The sequence below is a fragment of the Candidatus Koribacter versatilis Ellin345 genome (assembly GCF_000014005.1).
Classification (GTDB): domain Bacteria; phylum Acidobacteriota; class Terriglobia; order Terriglobales; family Acidobacteriaceae; genus Korobacter; species Korobacter versatilis_A.
In genome coordinates this window covers 2,601,993-2,617,723 of sequence record NC_008009.1, presented here as the reverse complement: position 1 = coordinate 2,617,723, position 15,731 = coordinate 2,601,993, and the positions used below count along the sequence as shown (strand labels likewise).

Genomic DNA, 15,731 nt, shown 5'->3' with positions numbered 1-15,731 from the left:
TCTTTAGTTGCCCTTTCCTGGTAGTGGTGCTTTGCAGCTCGATCCAAACGGATACATCGGGATCACGATTGCGGTGTTACACGTCGAGTCGGTGGGCGAGAGGTGAATTCTCTGCCGCACCGGCGTGTAGTCCTTCGCATAGATTGTTAAATCGTAGTCGCCGACAAAGGCCGGCAGCTTGAAATAGCCGTCTTTGTCGGTGCTGAACTTGGTCGTTGAACTGCCTACTAGAGAAATCAGGTTCGCCGTCGCCGCGATCGCCGTGCCCTTGCTGTTCACGATCTGGAGACACGAGCCGGTAAGTTTCTCCGGCGGCAGCGTACAGAACTGGTCGTAGTTCAACCCGCAGGAAGACGTGGTGATAAAGATCGAATCAAGTGCCGGAAGTTTCTCGTCGAGGGTGACGTTGATCGGAATCCGTCCTACGGGACGCTTGATCCCGGTCTGCGTATTGTTCTCCGCGACTTCCAGCCAGTACCGTCCTGCGCTCAACGCCGGAAGATCGAAGCGGCCCTGGTTGTCGGTATCGGTGTTTGAGATTTCCACGGCGTCGGGAAACTGCAGCAGAGCGATGTTCCAGTGGCGCATGGGCTCCGCATAGTAGTGAAGTAAGCCACTCGCGGCACGCAACTGCATCCAGTTCACGAACGGCCATGAGAACTCGTAAGCAGCGTCGCCGGTGACGGCAACGTGGACCTTGCGGCGCTGACGTTCCGTGGTGGCGTCTATCATTTGCAGGGTGTAATCGCCGGCGACGACCTTCACGAAGTTCAACACACCGTTGCTGTCGGTCGTTCCGGTAGCGACCGGATGCATGGTGTCGTAGCGGTCAACGCTGCCGAGTGAAACCTTGATTCCCTGCCGCGTCGCCCTCGTGGCGTCCGTAACCGTGAGGCGAAAATTTCGCGCCAGGTTTACGGTGCTGTTAGAAGCTTCACCACAGGTGTCGGCAAAAACGGCAGATGATACGGCGAGAATGCCTGCGACCAGCGCACTGCACCATCGTTTCATCGGACCTCCGGCGGGACCAACTTATGGGCCTGGATTACGTTTTCAATTTTGTCAGCATCGTTATGTACGGTGCGATAGACCCAGCGGTAGTGGTCTTTCGACCAGAACTCCATCATAGCTTTCGCTCGATCGGACCCCATCAATTTCGAATCGAACTGCCCTTCCTCGTAGCAAACGAGCAGGTGAAGGTAGGTGGAGTTGGTGTCGTTCGCACCTTCTGGATAACCGACCGGAACTTCGGGATACAGGTTCTTCAAGTCTGCGATCGCAGCGTCGGTATCCGCCGAATGGGCGACGAAGAACCAGTGCAACTGCTCGTGGACGTATGTGGAGAGAAGCGCGTCTTCCTGTCCCAGGTGCCGAATATGGATCGTGAGGACAGGATGGCTATGCGGAATAGAGTTCTCGTCAATGAGGACGCGGTGTGTGAAGCTCCAGGCCGCCAGATGGTACTTGGAAATCACCCTCTGGAGTTCGTCGCGAGTAGCCTTCTCTTTTTCTGACTGGTGTGCCGTATCAATCACCACGGACTCGGCCGCGAATGCCAAAGTCGAAGCGGCAAGCACAAGCATCGGAATGAGTCGGCGGATCACGGCGCTACTTCCCTTTCCACTCGTCCATCATCTTCACGAAGTCACCGAAGAGATAATGCGAATCGTGCGGCCCGGGCGAAGCCTCCGGGTGGTACTGCACACTGAACAACGGCAGCGATCGGTGCCGCAGACCTTCAAGCGTGTTGTCGTTCAGGTCCACGTGCGTCAGTTCGACTTCGCTCTGCTTGAGCGAATCGGGATCGACCGCGAAGTTGTGATTGTGCGCTGTGATCTCGACTTTGCCGGTGGTGTTGTTCTTCACCGGATGATTGCCGCCATGGTGACCGAACTTAAGCTTGTAGGTCTTACCACCAAGCGCCAGACCGACGAGTTGATGTCCGAGACAGATGCCGAAGACTGGCACGCGACCCATCAGGCCTTGAATGCTCTTCTGCGCGTAAGTGACAGGCTCGGGATCGCCGGGCCCGTTCGACAGGAACACACCGTCGGGCTTCATGGCGAGCACGTCTTCCGCCGACGTCTGCGCCGGAACCACGGTCACATCGCAGCACGATCCCGTCAGCATGCGCAGGATGTTGTGCTTGATGCCGAAGTCGTAAGCCACGACCTTGTGTCGCGGCTGTGCGATCTCCGTGGGCTTGCCGATTTCGATCGGCCCTTTGGCCCAGTTGTAGAGCTTCGGGGTCGTTACGACCTTCGCGAGGTCGGTGCCATCCATCTTCGGAATCGACTTCGCTTTGGCAACGAGCTTCGCGACGTCTTTTTCGGTTGTAGAAATCACGCCGCGCATCACGCCGTTGTCGCGCAGATGGCGCACCAAGGCGCGGGTATCGATCTCGGCGAGAACGGGGACGTTGTGGCGCTCAAGGTAATCGTTGGCATCGTCGGATGAGCGCCAGTTCGAGGTGACCTTCGAGAACTCGCGCACGATCAGACCCTCAATGTAAGGCTTTACGGCCTCTTCATCTTCGGGATTCGTCCCGTAGTTGCCAATTTGTGGGTTGGCAAGAACGACGATCTGGCCGGCGTAGGAAGGATCAGTGAAGATTTCCTGATAGCCGGTTATGGAAGTATTAAAAACTACTTCCCCGATACACTCGCTTGCTGCTCCGTAACCTTTGCCTCGGAAGACGCGGCCATCTTCCAGCGCAAGGATTGCTTCCACTTGATTCTCCGGGGGTGGATTTTAAAGATTTTATCAGGTGCGGAGAGATTCGTGGGAACTAGTTCGTGGCGCGCAGCGTTTTCACCGCCGAGACGCAGAGGAATTTGATTCTCAGCACGACGCAATAGCGTCGTGAAATGGTCGACGCGATTCAGAACGCTCTTTCACGGGCACCCCGGTTTCGCTCGCGGTGTGATCTTGAGATTCATTCAAATGTAACGATGTCGGAGGCTGCGACCGCCACCGTTTCACCACGACGTACGCGATTGAAATCACCAAACTCGCCGGCAAGGCAATCGTCGCCCAGATCCGGACTTCCGGCACCTCGTACGCCACGCCAAACAACAACGCGCCAGCGCCGATCATCCACGCGATGGTGCCACCCACGGGAATCGCCGTGCTCTGTGGTCCCCAACTGTTTGGCGAATCGTGATCGCTCAACCGCTTCATCACACGACTCTACGCCCGCCAGACCATTGCAGAGCTGTAATATTTCACTCTTTCCAGACCGGCTCGTCGGGGCTACCACCGTCGGCCAATACCTTCCAAGAGCCGTCTTTTTGCTTCTGCCATACGGTCAGGTACGTTCCCTTAGTTACGGTCGGCCCGGCCATTGCCTTATCGAGGATGGTGAAACGGCCGGTGGTGTATCCCATTGTCCCTGAAGGAAACATCTCCGCCTTCGCCGGCTCCCAACTCAGTTGGAAATCCGCATCATCGAAGGCTTCTTTCCAGGTCTTGCGGACTTCATCGAGGCCTTTAAGATTCGTACTGCCGAAGGTCACAATGCCCGGCGCAATCCACGGCAGGAACCCTTCGAGACGCTTGGTCTGCACATCGTGTGAAAAGTCGCGGTCCGCTTTCAATAGCACATCTTCCGGCTTCTGCGCGAACGCCGCGCACCCCAGCAACAGCATCAGCCCTATCCACAACGCTCGTCTTACCATCGTCGCCTCGCATGCGCAGACGCACGAATCCTCAGGGTCTGCGTTTCTGTAGTCGAAAAGAATGTAGCGGGAAGCCTAGTGCAGAGTGCCCATCTTGTCCACGGGCCAATAAGCGAAAACCGCCTTGCCGTAGATCAACTGTTCGGGAACCGGGCCGAAATCGCGGCTGTCGTTGGAAAGATTGCGATGATCGCCGAGCACGAAATAGGTGTGTGGCGGCACCATCGACTCGGGATAGGTGCGGTTGTCAATGTAATCGGTGGGAACATACGCTTCACGAATGCGCCGGCCATTCACGTACAACGTTCCGTCATCAATGCGGATCCTATCGCCCGCTACTGCAGCCACACGCTTGATGTAGCTCTTGGTCGGGTCCAGCGGATACCGGAACACAATCACGTCCCCGCGCGAAATTGGCTCAATCTTGTACACGAACTTGTTGATGAATATCCGTTCCTGGTCGGTGAGGCCGGGCATCATGCTGGTGCCCTCTACCTTCACCGGTTGATAGAGGAAGATGATGATGAACGCCGAGAACGCCAGCGCGATGAAGATGTCGCGCGCCCACATCTGCCAGATTCGAAATGACGAACCCGGCGCGTCAACGACGGTATTCCCTGCGGGCTTAGGTACTTCTTCGTTCATCGGCGGCTTCTCTGCCTGCCTGATTATACGACCCGCCCCCGCTCAAATCCGATAGGTTCGCCCTCACTGTGGGCCGGCCGCCGTTAAGGTAGAATCTCTCGCGAGGTCACTCGTGAAGAAACCGCTCATGCTGATTGCGATGCTCGCCACGCTTGCGTTGCTTGCCTTTGCACAGAACGACAACCCGGTTCCCGCGTTTAACCCCGGACCGCCGAGCAAGGCCGAGCATCTGCCCGATATCCTTTCAAAGGACCTGCGGACGGGCGAGAGCTTCCAGAACGCCGCCCAGATGCACGCTTACGAGCTGGCGGAAAAGATTCCCGACGTCTTGCATCAGCTTCCCTGTTATTGCTACTGCGATCGCGGACACGGGCACAAAAGCCTGCGGACTTGCTACGAGAGCACCCATGCAGCGCACTGCGGTGTATGTCTCAAAGAGGCTTATTATGCGTATCAGCAGACGAAGCTGAAGAAGACGCCCAGGCAGATTCGGGAAGGTATTATCCGCGGCGATTGGCAGCAAATCGACCTCGATACCGCCGTCAGCATGAACTAAGCGCTACGAAAAGTGGCCTTTTGGCGGTCAGGTTGACGTGGCGAGTGAATGCAGGTATAAAAACGTGCTTGCCTTCGTAATTGGCCGTTTTCCACAGCCCGCGGCCAGTGGCACGCTCCAGAGAATATTTCCGGTGCCGCTTGATGAAAAAGAAAGCACCACCAAAACTTAAAGAGACAATGGCCAAGTCACAGCAAACAAAGCCGGTTAATAAGCGCCGCGCAGAAGCAGCCGCGCCCGAGTCACCGGCCGGCAAGGCGCTGACCACGTCCAACGACCCCCGTTTTCAACAGGCTGTGCAAAACTACGAGCATGGCCTGAAGGCCATGCAGGGCCACAAATTCGATAAGGCCATTGCTTTTCTCGAGAAGGTCGTCGCCGGTCCAAGCCCCGAGTTGGCGGACCGAGCTTCCGTTCATCTCAGCACCTGCAAACAGCAAATGTCCCGCACCGAGAATGCCAGCAAATTCAAGACTCCCGAGGAGCACTACGACTTCGCGATCTCGCTGGTGAACATGGGCGACTACATCACCGCCCGGGAGCACTTTGACAAGTTGCTCAAGACGCATCCGACCAAAGACTTCATTTGGTACGGCGCTGCCGTTCTCGAGTGCCTGACCAGCCACTATCCCGAAGCGTTGCGCGCGCTGGCGGAATCGATCCGCCTGAACCCCTCGAACCGCTTCCAGGCCCGCAACGATTCCGACTTCAATAATCTGACCGAGGACCCCCGTTTCACCGAGCTCCTCTACCCTGATATCGGATACGAAGGCCCCTCGTCCACGCGTTATTAGTCTCGCGTTTCCTCGCGAAGCATGACATCCCTATCGGAGAACCCGTCCTTGAAAGTCGTTGCCATTGGCGGCGGGACGGGCTTGTCCACCATCCTGCGCGGATTGAAGCGCTACGTTGGCCGTGCCGGCGACAACGCACCGCATAGCGGCGCCGTGATTGGCCGCCTGACCGCGATCGTTACCGTCAGCGACGACGGCGGATCCAGCGGTCGTCTGCGGAAAGAATTCAACGTTCCACCGCCGGGCGACATTCGCAACTGCATCGTCGCACTCTCGGAAGAAGAAGAACTGCTCTCGCGGATCTTTCAGTACCGGTTTCGGCACGGCGAAGGCCTGAAGGACCACAACTTCGGCAACCTCTTCCTGCTCGCGCTCTCCGATCTCACCGGCGACTTTGCAGAGGCCGTGCGGCTCTCGTCGGAAGTGCTCGCAACGCGCGGGCATATCTTCCCTGCTACGACGAGCCATGTGCAGCTCGAGGCCATCATGGATGATGGGACGACTGTCACAGGGGAAACGCAAATCACTGCGAGCAAGCGGCGCATTGTGAACCTGCGCATGATTCCCAATGACGCGCAGCCGATTCCCGACGCCCTGCAGGCCATAGAAGAAGCCGACCTCATCACCATCGGCCCCGGATCGCTCTTTACAAGTCTCGTGCCGAACTTGCTGGTCAGCGCCATTCCCAAAGCCATCTGTGAATCGAAGGCGGTGAAAGTCTTCATATGCAACCTGATGACTCAGGCCAACGAGAGCCTTGGCCTGACCGCTGCCGACCATATCCGCGCGCTCTACGACCATGCTCAGTGCCAGCTATTCAACTACGCGCTCGTGAACAACGCGCCCGCGCCGGAAGATCTGCGCACCCGCTATGCGCAGGAAGGCCAGGAACAGATTGCGATTGATATCGATCGCATTCGCCAGCTCGGCGTGAAATCGCTCTTAGGAAATTATCTCGACGTGTATCGCCGCAACGAGGACGGCACGCCCGTTGTTCGGCACAACACGCAACGCGTGGCGGAGGATTTGATTAAGATCGGAACGGAAACGAAGAGAGCGGCGCGGACCAGCTAGGAGTGCCTATGCCCTCACCGTCTCTTTCTTCGTGGTGATTCTCTCAATCTGATCTTCGCGCAACGTATATCCCGTACCCGGCACGTCGCGAATCGGAATAAAGCCATCCGGCGAAACCGTGACTTCGGGCTCGATTACGTCTTCCTTCCAATATCGTTTGGACGCCGACACATCGCCAGGTAGCGAGAAATTTGGCAGCGTCGAGAGCGCGATGTTATGCGACCGTCCGAGGCCGCACTCGAGCATGCCGCCGCACCACACCGGCACGCCGAAGCGTTGCGCGATGTCGTGGACTGCGATGGCTTCGCTGAATCCGCCAACGCGCCCGACCTTGATGTTGACGATCCTGCAGGCGCCCAGTTCCAGCGCGGCCTGCGCATCGCGCCAGCTTTCGATTGCCTCATCGAGACAGAGGGCTGTCTTCAGTTGCTTCTGTAGCGCGGCATGGAAGTAGAAGTCGTCGTTCCAGAGGGGCTGCTCGATCATCAGCAGCTTGAATTGCTCGAACTCTTTGAGGTGCTCGAAGTCGCTCAGCGTGTATGCCGAATTCGCATCGCAGCTCAGCAGGATGTCGGGCCAGCGCTTGCGAATTTTCTCGAGCACTTCGACGTCCCATCCCGGCTTCACCTTCACCTTGATGCGCTGATAGCCAGCGGCGAGTTCGGTCTCAATCTTGTCGAGCAACTGCTCGTGCGAGTCCTGGATGCCGATCGACACGCCACACGGAATCTTTTCACGGGAACCGCCGAGCAGCTTCCATATCGGCAGATTCTTCGCCTTCGCTTCGGCGTCCCACATTGCGTTCTCAAGGACGCCCTTGGCCATGCGATGGCCGCGCACGCGCGCCAGCAGCGGCTGAACGTCGGCGCCTCGCTCCACTTCTTTGCCGAGCAGCATCGGCGCCAGGTACATGCGAATAATCAGCCACGCCGTATCCACCGACTCCGGGCTATAAAACGGCGCCTCGTCAGCTACGCACTCGCCCCAGCCGTCCACGCCATCGCAATGCATCGTCACCAGTAGCATGCGGCGGCTGTAGATACGCCCAAAGCTGGTCTCGAAAAAGTTGACCAGCGGCATTTCAATTTCGCGCAGTGTAATTGCTTCGATTTTCATTGAGTGATCGGTCCTGTCGCGTACGACCAGTTCTCGTCCCATCGTCCTACTAGAAACGCGCCGTTACCATGCGCATCCCGCTCATAGCCGAGGCAGGCCAAGCCGCGCCCAAAGCTGTCGAAGAACAAATCGCGATTGCGCGACTGCACCTCTTTGGCTTTCGCGCGCGTATCCTCGTGGGCTTTCCATGCGTAAATTTCAGCGGGAACTTCAATCTTCAACTCCGGCTTCACCGCCGGCATTGAACCCGTGTTCAGCAGCGTCTCGACGCGCTTCGACTTCAACCACCACTCGGCGACTAGTCGGTCCGTCGGCAGGAAACCTTGCAGCGGAGAACTGGTAATCCCGTATTGGTTGATGTTGTATCGCCGCGCGATCGCACCCAGCTTGGTCAGGTTCAGGAAGGCGTTCTTGATCTCCAACGGATCGAAGGTCCATTCCATGAGTTCGTAGCCACGGGCAATGGCATCCTCCCGCTGGAAGAGTTTGATCTTCCTTCCGAGGCCGTGGTTCCGGTGGCTCTCGGCAACGGCCAGCATGTGCGAGTGCAAGTAAGAATGGCCGTTACGCGTGCCGGGGATCGCGAGCGCGAAGCCGACCATGCGCTCGCCATCGTAGGCTCCGATTACCTGGCCGCCAATTTTCGACGCCACCGAGAACATGCGCAGCGGAACGAGGTCGAGATCACTAAAGCCCCAGACCTCGCGTTGTAATCCAACGCACTGCTCCCATTCCTTCAATTCGGTGCATACCCGAATCGTCACTTCGCCCTGGCTCATTTCCCGTCCCGCTCTACTCGTTTCGACTGCTGCCACAGTTCTTCCAACTCCTCCAGCGAGAGGCCGTCCAACTTCCTGCCTTGCTGTTCTGCTGTTTGTTCCATCGCGAGAAAACGCGCGCGGAATTTACGGTTGGTGCGCTTCAACGCCGATTCCGGGTCCACTCGAACATATCGCGCCAGGTTCACCACCGTAAATAATAAATCGCCAATCTCATCCTCAAGCCGCGCCCGTAGCCCATCTTCCAGAGCTTCTTCGCCGGTGGAACTCGCAATTCCGTGCTGGCTCGGGGGTGTCGGCTCGCCTCCGGGAAAATGCTTTAGTTCCTCGCGCAGCTCGACGGTTTCTTCCGTCAGCTTTTCGAACAGTCCCTCGATCTTCGGCCACTCGAAGCCAACGCCCGCAGCCTTGTTGCTGATCTTACCGGCTTCGATCAGGCCTGGCAGTCCCAGCGAAACGCCGGCCAGCAGCGATTTGTTCGCTGCCTCTTTCGCCTGGTGCTTGCCGCTGGCCGCGCGTTCCTGCGCCTTCAGCATCTCCCAATTGCGCACGACCTCGGCGGCGGTGTTGGCTTCGACAGTTCCAAACACGTGCGGATGGCGGTTCACCAGCTTGTTCGAGAGTGTCTCGACGACTTCGTCAATCGTGAACTTCCCTTCCTCGGCTGCCATTTGCGCATAAAAAAGGATCTGCAGCAGCAGATCTCCGAGTTCTCCCGGCAGTTCGTCCCAGTCGCGATTGTCAATCGCTTCGATGACCTCGTAAGTCTCTTCCAGCGTGAAAGGCTTGATCGTGTCGAAGGTCTGCTCGCGGTCCCATGGACACCCGCCCGGCGCGCGTAGCCGCTTCATGATCGCCACGGCGCGTTCGAAGCGATCCCCTGTCGTCGTCATTGCACCACAGTGTAATTCCTCGTGCACGTTCGGGGTTGTAAGAAATCGCCAATCGCCGCCTCGCCCGCCTCGATTTCGGGCATAATGAGCAGTTGTGCAGCAGGATGTGAGCCAGACCGCGCGGCCTGTGTTCGAGGTCGCTTTCACTTTTACGCTGATCATGCTGGCGCTGTGGTCGCCGCGCCCGCTCCAAGACTGGCTCTCGCTCGCCGCTTTCGCCTGGATTGTTCTCTCCACCGTCGGCATCCGCGCCAATCGCAATGCGGTCGAATTCAGCTTCCGCGGTTTTAAACGCGCGCTCTGGATTATGCCAACCGCCATCGCGCTCGCCACGCTCCAGGTCCTGCTCGCCCGCCACGAGCAAACGCTTCACCCGCCGTTCACGAATGGCATCATGATCTCGCGCGTTTGGGGATACGTGATCTGGTCGTTTCTCCAGCAGTTCATCCTGCAGGAATACTTCCTGCTGCGTTTTCTCCGACTCGTGAAGCGGCCCGCGCTTGCGGTGATGTTGAGCGCGACGTTGTTTGCGGTGGCGCACATCCCCAATCCGGTGCTCACGGTACTCACGCTGATTTGGGGCGCAGCGGCCTGCACGTTATTCCTGCGTTACCGCGATCTCTATTCCCTAGGCTTTGCACACGCGGTCTTCGGATTGACGATCGCAGTCTGCGTGCCTGCAGCGATGCACCACAACATGCGTGTGGGCCTCGGCTATCTCCGCTATCATCCGCCGCACAAAGCTCAGCGCAGCCAGATGGACCACAAAGTGTCTACCGACGCATGCGTGATGGCCGACGCCGCCACCCGACGCTCCTGCCTCCAGGCCCGCCCGTAGAAGATTCCGGCAATCGCCGCCAGCAGTACGTAGCGCCAATTGAACGCCGTGTTGAACTGTGGCATCCGCTTGTTAAAGTGCGACAAGCCGAAAACAATCGCCGTCACGACTAGCGACCACCTGCGCCCAAGTCTTCGCTCCAGCAGGTTCTGCATCCAGCCGCGAAAAAAGATCTCTTCGGGAATCGCTATGAACATTGCCGTGTAGAGCCAGGCCAGCGGCAGCCACCACGGTGGCAATCGTGAGTGCCAATGCAAGAAAGACAGCGCGAATCCGAACGCCAGCACAATCGGCGTGAAGTACGCGAGTTCGCGCAACCCGATCTTCCAATCCCGCCACCGCGCACGGAAATCGATCCCTGTTCCGGTCAGCCTACGGATGACAAGAAACGCATACAGCCCCGCATCCAACAGAACGATCTTGCCAATCGCATGTAGATGGTTCGGCCACGCTGGCTCGAACCATCTTAGGTCCACCGCCAGACCGAGCAGGAGCAGCACTGCGTAATCGAAGACTGTGCCCTTCTGCTCCGTGTCAACCTTCGCCGACAAGGCCAATGCCGCTGCGACCGCGATCGGTACCAGCGTATAGACCGCGAACCATCGCCACTGGAAAATTCCGTCGGCGAGCGCGAGCACCACGTACGGCAGGACGAAGACAGTCGAGACAGCGACCTGAGCTACAGGTGAACGCAAGCTGAGCGCCCGCACGAATCTGTCGCCGCCGAATCCAAACGCCAGCAGCAACGCGACGAGCGCGAGAGCGACAGCGATCTCCACGCCTGTCCATGGGCCGAGGCCGCCGAAGATCATCAGCGCGAACATCTCACTTGCTCCCGCCGAGCACCTTCACCAGTAATTCCGTGTCATCGGAAATAATCGCGTCCACGCCCCACAACCCCAGTCGACGCATCTCCGACTCGCGGTTCACCGTCCACACGAACACCTGCTTCTCTGCCGCGTGCCACTCCTGAACCAGATCATCACTTGCTAGCTTCACGTTTGGAATTACCACGCTTACCGGCAGATCGCGCCACTCCGCCATCAACTTCCGATCGCCGAAGATATATCCCAGCGGCAACTCCGGATCTAACTCGTAAAACCTCCGCAGCACCGCTGGCAGAAACGACGACACCACAAATCCCTTCGTGGGTGGATGTTGTCGAAGTGCCGCGACAATTTCGTGCTCGAAGCCGGGAATCTTAACCTCGATATCCAGATACGCGCGCTCGGCAAACCGTGCCATAACATCTTCCAAGCAAGGTATCTGCTCCTCCGGCGGATAGTCTGTGCGCTTCGCGCGCACCCGGCGTCCCTCCAGCAAGGCCTCGTACTTCGTGTTGGCAACATTTTGTCCGCGATAATCCGGATCGTGGCAGATCACGCCGCGGCGGTCGTGGGTGTAGCGCACATCGAATTCGAAGCCATCGCAGCCGCGCTGCATGGTGAGTTCGAAAGCGGCGATCGTATTGTCGGGAGGAATGGTTTGCGGCTGGAAGTATCGGATGATCTTCCGCCGCGTGTGCCGCTGCCCGCGATGACCCAGCAGGAGCGGCCTTTTGGACTGCTCGCCCATAGGACGTTAATCGAGATCGAAGTCGCGGATTGGTTTGCCTGGGTCAGGCGTCTCTTTGGCTTTCTTGAGAGCTTCCTGGAACCTCTTCTCAAGCAGGTCAGACGCGTTCTTCTGATTTTCCACCGACTGCTTGAAGATGGATTCCTTGCGGCCTTCTTGTTCCTTCATCGCCTTGGCCGCTTCGTTCAAATCCGCGAACATTCTGGGCACGGCCTTGGGAACGTGCGACAAGACCGCCTTCGTCTCGGGATCAATCTTCAGCACCGCCCCGCAGCAGGGGCAGGTCGTCTCGAAAGGAGCAGCATGCTTGGCCATTGGGAGATTCTACTACCGATGTCATCCTGAGCGGAGCGGGCGCAGACCGCGAAGTCGAAGGACCCCTATGGTTACAAGGTCGCTTCAGGATCAAACCCGAATCACCCGATGCTCCGGACAAGTCCCCGCTGCATCCACCAGGGTATCCACGAGATCGAGTCCATACTTAGCCAGGAAATACGCTGCCCCGACGGTGCGCTCCTGCAGCTCTTTCTCCGGATACAGCGCATTTACGATCAGGTCCGCATGCTGCGAGAGCACATGGGTTCTCCGCAGCGCCGCCCGCGCCGCCCGCCGATGCAATCTTCCGACCTGGTAGCGCATCTTCGACGTCGCCCGCTCCGCCGCTTCCACCAGGCTTGCGTCGACTTTGGCCAGCGCGTCCTTTGCCTGCGCCATGGTTTGCGTCACGGTCGCCAATGCGACGCGGAACTGTTCATCCAATTCCGGCGGCAGTGTCTTCTGCGCCAGCTTCTCGGCGAGAGCATCCGCACCGTGGTTGATGTCTTCGAACTTCAAGTCATATTTCTCAAGCAGCTTTTCGACCTTCGGTTCGATCAGCGTCGCACTGAAGCGTGGCAGAATCGGCGTGGCTCGTCCAAGCAATCGTTCATAAACCACTGATCCTTGCGCGAAGTACGCCACTTCCGCCGGCCCGCCGATATATGCCAGCGTTGGCAGCAATGTGTCCTGCATTACCGGACGCAGCAGCACGTTGGCATTGAACTTCTCCGGCTCGGCGTCAATCCGCGCCAGAAGCTCTTCCTGGGTCAGTTTCTCTTTACCGACGCTAAAGTGGTCGTTCTGGCGCTGGATCGCTACTCGCGCGCCGTCCTGAATGCCAAACAGCAGCACGCTCGACGCGCTCACCTTTACCTGCTCGTGATATCCGGCATGTTCCAGCTCTTTGCCGCGATCCACCAGCGCACGCGCAATCTCTGCGGCCTCGGCCACGGCGCGCCGGAACAATGGCGCGGCAATCCGATGCAACTCCGTATCCGCGGGATCGAGCAGTACCAGCCCATGCTTCGCAAACAAGCGTGCGAAGAGCTTGCCGAATGCGCCGGCCACGGTCTCGCCCGGCCGATAGCTTTCGCGCAGGATGTCAACCAGACTGCTGTCGCCCAATAGCTCGGAGGTCTGCTGAACTAGGTTCTCGATCGTAGGTTCAAAGCGCAGGTCCGACATGGGCGCGCCCGTCGTGCCGGTTGCATCCGCCGTGAAGCGCTGCAGCGAAAAATCATTCTTGGGAAGGAAGACGTGGTCCACTTCCGCAAGGTCGTGGTCCTCCGACGCCATCCAAAACACGGGAATCGTATCTGTCCCTTGCGCCGTCAGATCGCGCGCCAACCGTACCGCGTGCGCGGCCTTCAACACCGCCAGCAGAGGGCCGCCGAACAGTCCAACCTGCTGTCCTGACACCACCGCATACGCGCCGCGACGCAGCCGTTCTATATTCGCCAGCGCTTCCGGCGAGGCGCCCAAACGCTCATTCAAGATTTGTAAAGCGGTTGCAACTCGATCCCGAGTACCGGGTTGGTACTGGATGGAAGAAGTGTATGCAGCGAGGTTCTGGTTGTACTTCAACGCGGGATAGAATGCCTGCAGTTTGGCAGAGTGAGCGAGATAGTCCGCAAAAAGCCGCGTGGTATGCGGAACTTCGGCCAAGGGTATACAGTCAGGGATCAATCACGCTCTCCGGGAACATGTACCAAGCTGTCAGCGGTTTGGCAAAGGAGTTGGATGTATGCGAACTCAATTCGTCGCAAAAGTTGTCCTTCTCTCCACCCTGTTTGTCCCACTCACCTTCGCCCAAACAGCGCCTGCCTCAGACAGCGGCATCCCTAAGTTTACATCGCGGTCAGAATTGGTCATGGTGCCGGTGGTGGTTACCGACAAGTCCGGCCAGCACGTCAAAGGGCTAAAGAAGGAGGATTTCGCCGTCCTGCAAAACGGCAAATCAATGCCGATCGCCGTCTTCGATGAGATCAACACCCAGGACACGGCGCTTCCCCCGCACCAGACTCCCGACGGCGTCTTTTCCAACGCCGTCCCGACTGACAACGTCTCGCGCCGCGTGATGGTCATCGTTATGGACCTCCTTAACACACCTTTCGCCGACTCGGCTGACGCGCGACGGGCCCTATTTAATAACGCCAAGGTGCTGATCGACGCCCACATCCCCGTATCGTTAATGGTCATTAACAGTACAGGACTCCACGAGATTTTCGGACTGCACTCAGACCCGCGCATTCTAGAGACTGCCCTCGATCGGGTCGGCACCCCGAACCCGACAGACCTTCACGAATCGGCAACATTCGGATGGGACCTCGGAGACAAGTACCTCTACAACCAGTATCAGGAAACCGTTGCTCAACTTCAGAATTCGATCGGCGGCCCCGGCACCAAACTCGGCACCTCGAACCCGAACCCCGAGGCCGCGTATCAAAGCTACCGCACGCATCATGACGTCGAGATCACCCTTTTTTCTCTCGAACAACTGGCCCACGCCTACTCCGGCATCCCTGGGCGCAAGATCATGATCTGGATCACCGGCGGCTTGCCAATGAATATCCTGGATCCAACTTCAATCTCCGCGTACGGCGACATCATGCTCGACACCTATCGCCGCACCTTTCTCGTTCTCAACGCGGCGAACTTCTCTGTCTACCCGGTTGATGCCCACGGTCTTGGGCTCGAGTCCATGAGCAAGCACCTGAACCTCACATCCACGATGAATGCGTTCGCCGACGCCACAGGCGGCACCGCCTTCTACAATCGCAACGACATAGGGGTGGGCATTCGCAACGCCGTGCAGGACGCGGTTCAGTACTACGAAATCGGCTATTATTTGCCGCACGAAAGCCACGGCAAACCGCAATGGGAGAAGATCAAGGTGAAGGTCGACCGCAAGGAGACCGCGGTTCGCACCCGCGACGGATTCTTCTCCGGCTATTCCGAAAAGCCGGAACCGAAGAGCCTCAAGATGGAAATGGAACTCGCATTCGCCTCCCCCGTCGCCTACACCGGCTTTCCGATCGCAATCAAGGTCTCCGCGCTGGCTTCCGGCGCTAACCTCACGTTCGATCTCACGGTACCACCGCGCTCCTTCCGCATCGATCGCGAAAACAACAATTTTGCCAACATCGAATTTGCCGCCGTCGCCCTCGGTCCACACCATCAGTCCAGCGGCATCTTCGCACGACGCATCACCGGAAACCTCACTCTCGAGAACGCGGACCACATCGAGAGCCAGGGTTTTGCGATGCACGACACGATCACCCTTCCCGCGAATACGAATCGAGTGAAATTCGTAATTCGCGATAACCTCACGGGCAAAATCGGCAGCGTGGTCGCACGCTTGAATACCAACTCAAAATAACGAGCCCGTCACTATAAGGCCGCTTGCGGCGATCCATCGCTCCTGCTTTAATTCGGTTCGCGGAGTCTCACTGTGGCAGTGGAGTTC

General features: G+C 58.1%; 18 protein-coding genes. 5 read left to right on the top strand and 13 right to left on the bottom strand.

All coding sequences use genetic code 11. The features are described from left to right. Positions 1-3: 3 nt before the first annotated feature. The 6 genes from ACID345_RS11315 to lepB form a co-directional block, all read right to left on the bottom strand. Positions 4-1,011, bottom strand: coding sequence for a carboxypeptidase regulatory-like domain-containing protein (locus ACID345_RS11315; RefSeq protein WP_011522998.1), 1,008 nt, complete (start codon positions 1,009-1,011; stop codon positions 4-6). Next, entirely contained in the window at positions 1,008-1,604 is a 597-nt protein-coding gene (locus tag ACID345_RS11310; protein WP_011522997.1) for a hypothetical protein, read from the bottom strand. The genes ACID345_RS11315 and ACID345_RS11310 overlap by 4 nt, the downstream gene beginning before the upstream one ends. Positions 1,605-1,608: 4 nt before the next feature. Next, positions 1,609-2,730: a glutamine-hydrolyzing carbamoyl-phosphate synthase small subunit gene (carA, locus tag ACID345_RS11305; protein WP_011522996.1), complete on the bottom strand. Its 1,122-nt coding sequence runs from the start codon at positions 2,728-2,730 to the stop codon at positions 1,609-1,611. A 111-nt stretch (positions 2,731-2,841) separates the two neighbouring features. Continuing rightward, positions 2,842-3,180 carry a hypothetical protein gene (locus ACID345_RS11300; RefSeq protein ID WP_041855640.1) on the bottom strand — a complete coding sequence of 113 codons (339 nt, stop codon included), beginning with the start codon at positions 3,178-3,180 and terminating at the stop codon, positions 2,842-2,844. Positions 3,181-3,224: 44 nt separating this feature from the next. Continuing rightward, positions 3,225-3,677: a YybH family protein gene (locus tag ACID345_RS25440; RefSeq protein ID WP_011522994.1), complete on the bottom strand. Its 453-nt coding sequence runs from the start codon at positions 3,675-3,677 to the stop codon at positions 3,225-3,227. 75 nt (positions 3,678-3,752) lie between these two features. Further along, complete coding sequence (gene lepB, locus ACID345_RS11290; protein WP_011522993.1) at positions 3,753-4,322, bottom strand: signal peptidase I; 570 nt, start codon at positions 4,320-4,322, stop codon at positions 3,753-3,755. Positions 4,323-4,434: 112 nt separating this feature from the next. Here lepB and ACID345_RS11285 point away from each other — a divergent pair, with 112 nt between their 5' ends. The 3 genes from ACID345_RS11285 to yvcK all read left to right on the top strand — a co-directional run bounded on the left by ACID345_RS11285 (position 4,435) and on the right by yvcK (position 6,746). Then, the gene (locus ACID345_RS11285) at positions 4,435-4,878 is read left to right on the top strand and encodes a CYCXC family (seleno)protein (RefSeq protein ID WP_011522992.1); all 444 of its coding nucleotides are present in this window, start codon (positions 4,435-4,437) and stop codon (positions 4,876-4,878) included. Between the two features lie 143 nt (positions 4,879-5,021). After that, positions 5,022-5,672, top strand: a complete 651-nt coding sequence (locus ACID345_RS11280; protein ID WP_011522991.1) for a tetratricopeptide repeat protein — start codon at positions 5,022-5,024, stop codon at positions 5,670-5,672. A gap of 48 nt (positions 5,673-5,720) precedes the next feature. Further along, the gene (gene yvcK, locus ACID345_RS11275; protein WP_011522990.1) at positions 5,721-6,746 is read left to right on the top strand and encodes a gluconeogenesis factor YvcK family protein; all 1,026 of its coding nucleotides are present in this window, start codon (positions 5,721-5,723) and stop codon (positions 6,744-6,746) included. Positions 6,747-6,752: 6 nt separating this feature from the next. Here yvcK and menC read toward each other — a convergent pair whose 3' ends face one another. From menC to mazG, 3 genes are read right to left on the bottom strand one after another with little or no spacing between them, the layout of a single operon-like run. Further along, a complete protein-coding gene (gene menC, locus ACID345_RS11270; protein WP_011522989.1) occupies positions 6,753-7,862 on the bottom strand; it encodes an o-succinylbenzoate synthase in 1,110 nt (369 codons plus the stop codon). After that, complete coding sequence (locus ACID345_RS11265) at positions 7,859-8,641, bottom strand: GNAT family N-acetyltransferase (protein WP_011522988.1); 783 nt, start codon at positions 8,639-8,641, stop codon at positions 7,859-7,861. The genes menC and ACID345_RS11265 overlap by 4 nt, the downstream gene beginning before the upstream one ends. Next, complete coding sequence (gene mazG / locus ACID345_RS11260; protein ID WP_041856567.1) at positions 8,638-9,534, bottom strand: nucleoside triphosphate pyrophosphohydrolase; 897 nt, start codon at positions 9,532-9,534, stop codon at positions 8,638-8,640. The genes ACID345_RS11265 and mazG overlap by 4 nt, the downstream gene beginning before the upstream one ends. A 106-nt stretch (positions 9,535-9,640) precedes the next feature. Here mazG and ACID345_RS26640 point away from each other — a divergent pair, with 106 nt between their 5' ends. Further along, positions 9,641-10,372 carry a CPBP family intramembrane glutamic endopeptidase gene (locus tag ACID345_RS26640; protein WP_148210086.1) on the top strand — a complete coding sequence of 244 codons (732 nt, stop codon included), beginning with the start codon at positions 9,641-9,643 and terminating at the stop codon, positions 10,370-10,372. On the opposite strand, the gene ACID345_RS11250 is transcribed toward ACID345_RS26640, so the two are convergent. The 4 genes from ACID345_RS11250 to bshC form a co-directional block, all read right to left on the bottom strand. After that, a complete protein-coding gene (locus tag ACID345_RS11250; protein ID WP_011522986.1) occupies positions 10,279-11,196 on the bottom strand; it encodes a CPBP family intramembrane glutamic endopeptidase in 918 nt (305 codons plus the stop codon). The genes ACID345_RS26640 and ACID345_RS11250 overlap by 94 nt on opposite strands. Position 11,197: 1 nt before the next feature. Further along, the gene (locus tag ACID345_RS11245; protein WP_011522985.1) at positions 11,198-11,947 is read right to left on the bottom strand and encodes a glycerophosphodiester phosphodiesterase; all 750 of its coding nucleotides are present in this window, start codon (positions 11,945-11,947) and stop codon (positions 11,198-11,200) included. A gap of 6 nt (positions 11,948-11,953) precedes the next feature. Next, positions 11,954-12,262 (bottom strand): hypothetical protein, encoded by a 309-nt coding sequence (locus tag ACID345_RS11240; protein ID WP_011522984.1) that lies wholly within the window; start codon positions 12,260-12,262, stop codon positions 11,954-11,956. Positions 12,263-12,352: 90 nt separating this feature from the next. Next, on the bottom strand, positions 12,353-13,951 hold the full coding sequence (gene bshC, locus ACID345_RS11235) for a bacillithiol biosynthesis cysteine-adding enzyme BshC (protein ID WP_011522983.1): 1,599 nt from the start codon (positions 13,949-13,951) through the stop codon (positions 12,353-12,355). A gap of 58 nt (positions 13,952-14,009) precedes the next feature. Here bshC and ACID345_RS11230 point away from each other — a divergent pair, with 58 nt between their 5' ends. Beyond that, the gene (locus tag ACID345_RS11230; protein WP_011522982.1) at positions 14,010-15,644 is read left to right on the top strand and encodes a VWA domain-containing protein; all 1,635 of its coding nucleotides are present in this window, start codon (positions 14,010-14,012) and stop codon (positions 15,642-15,644) included. Positions 15,645-15,731 lie beyond the last annotated feature (87 nt).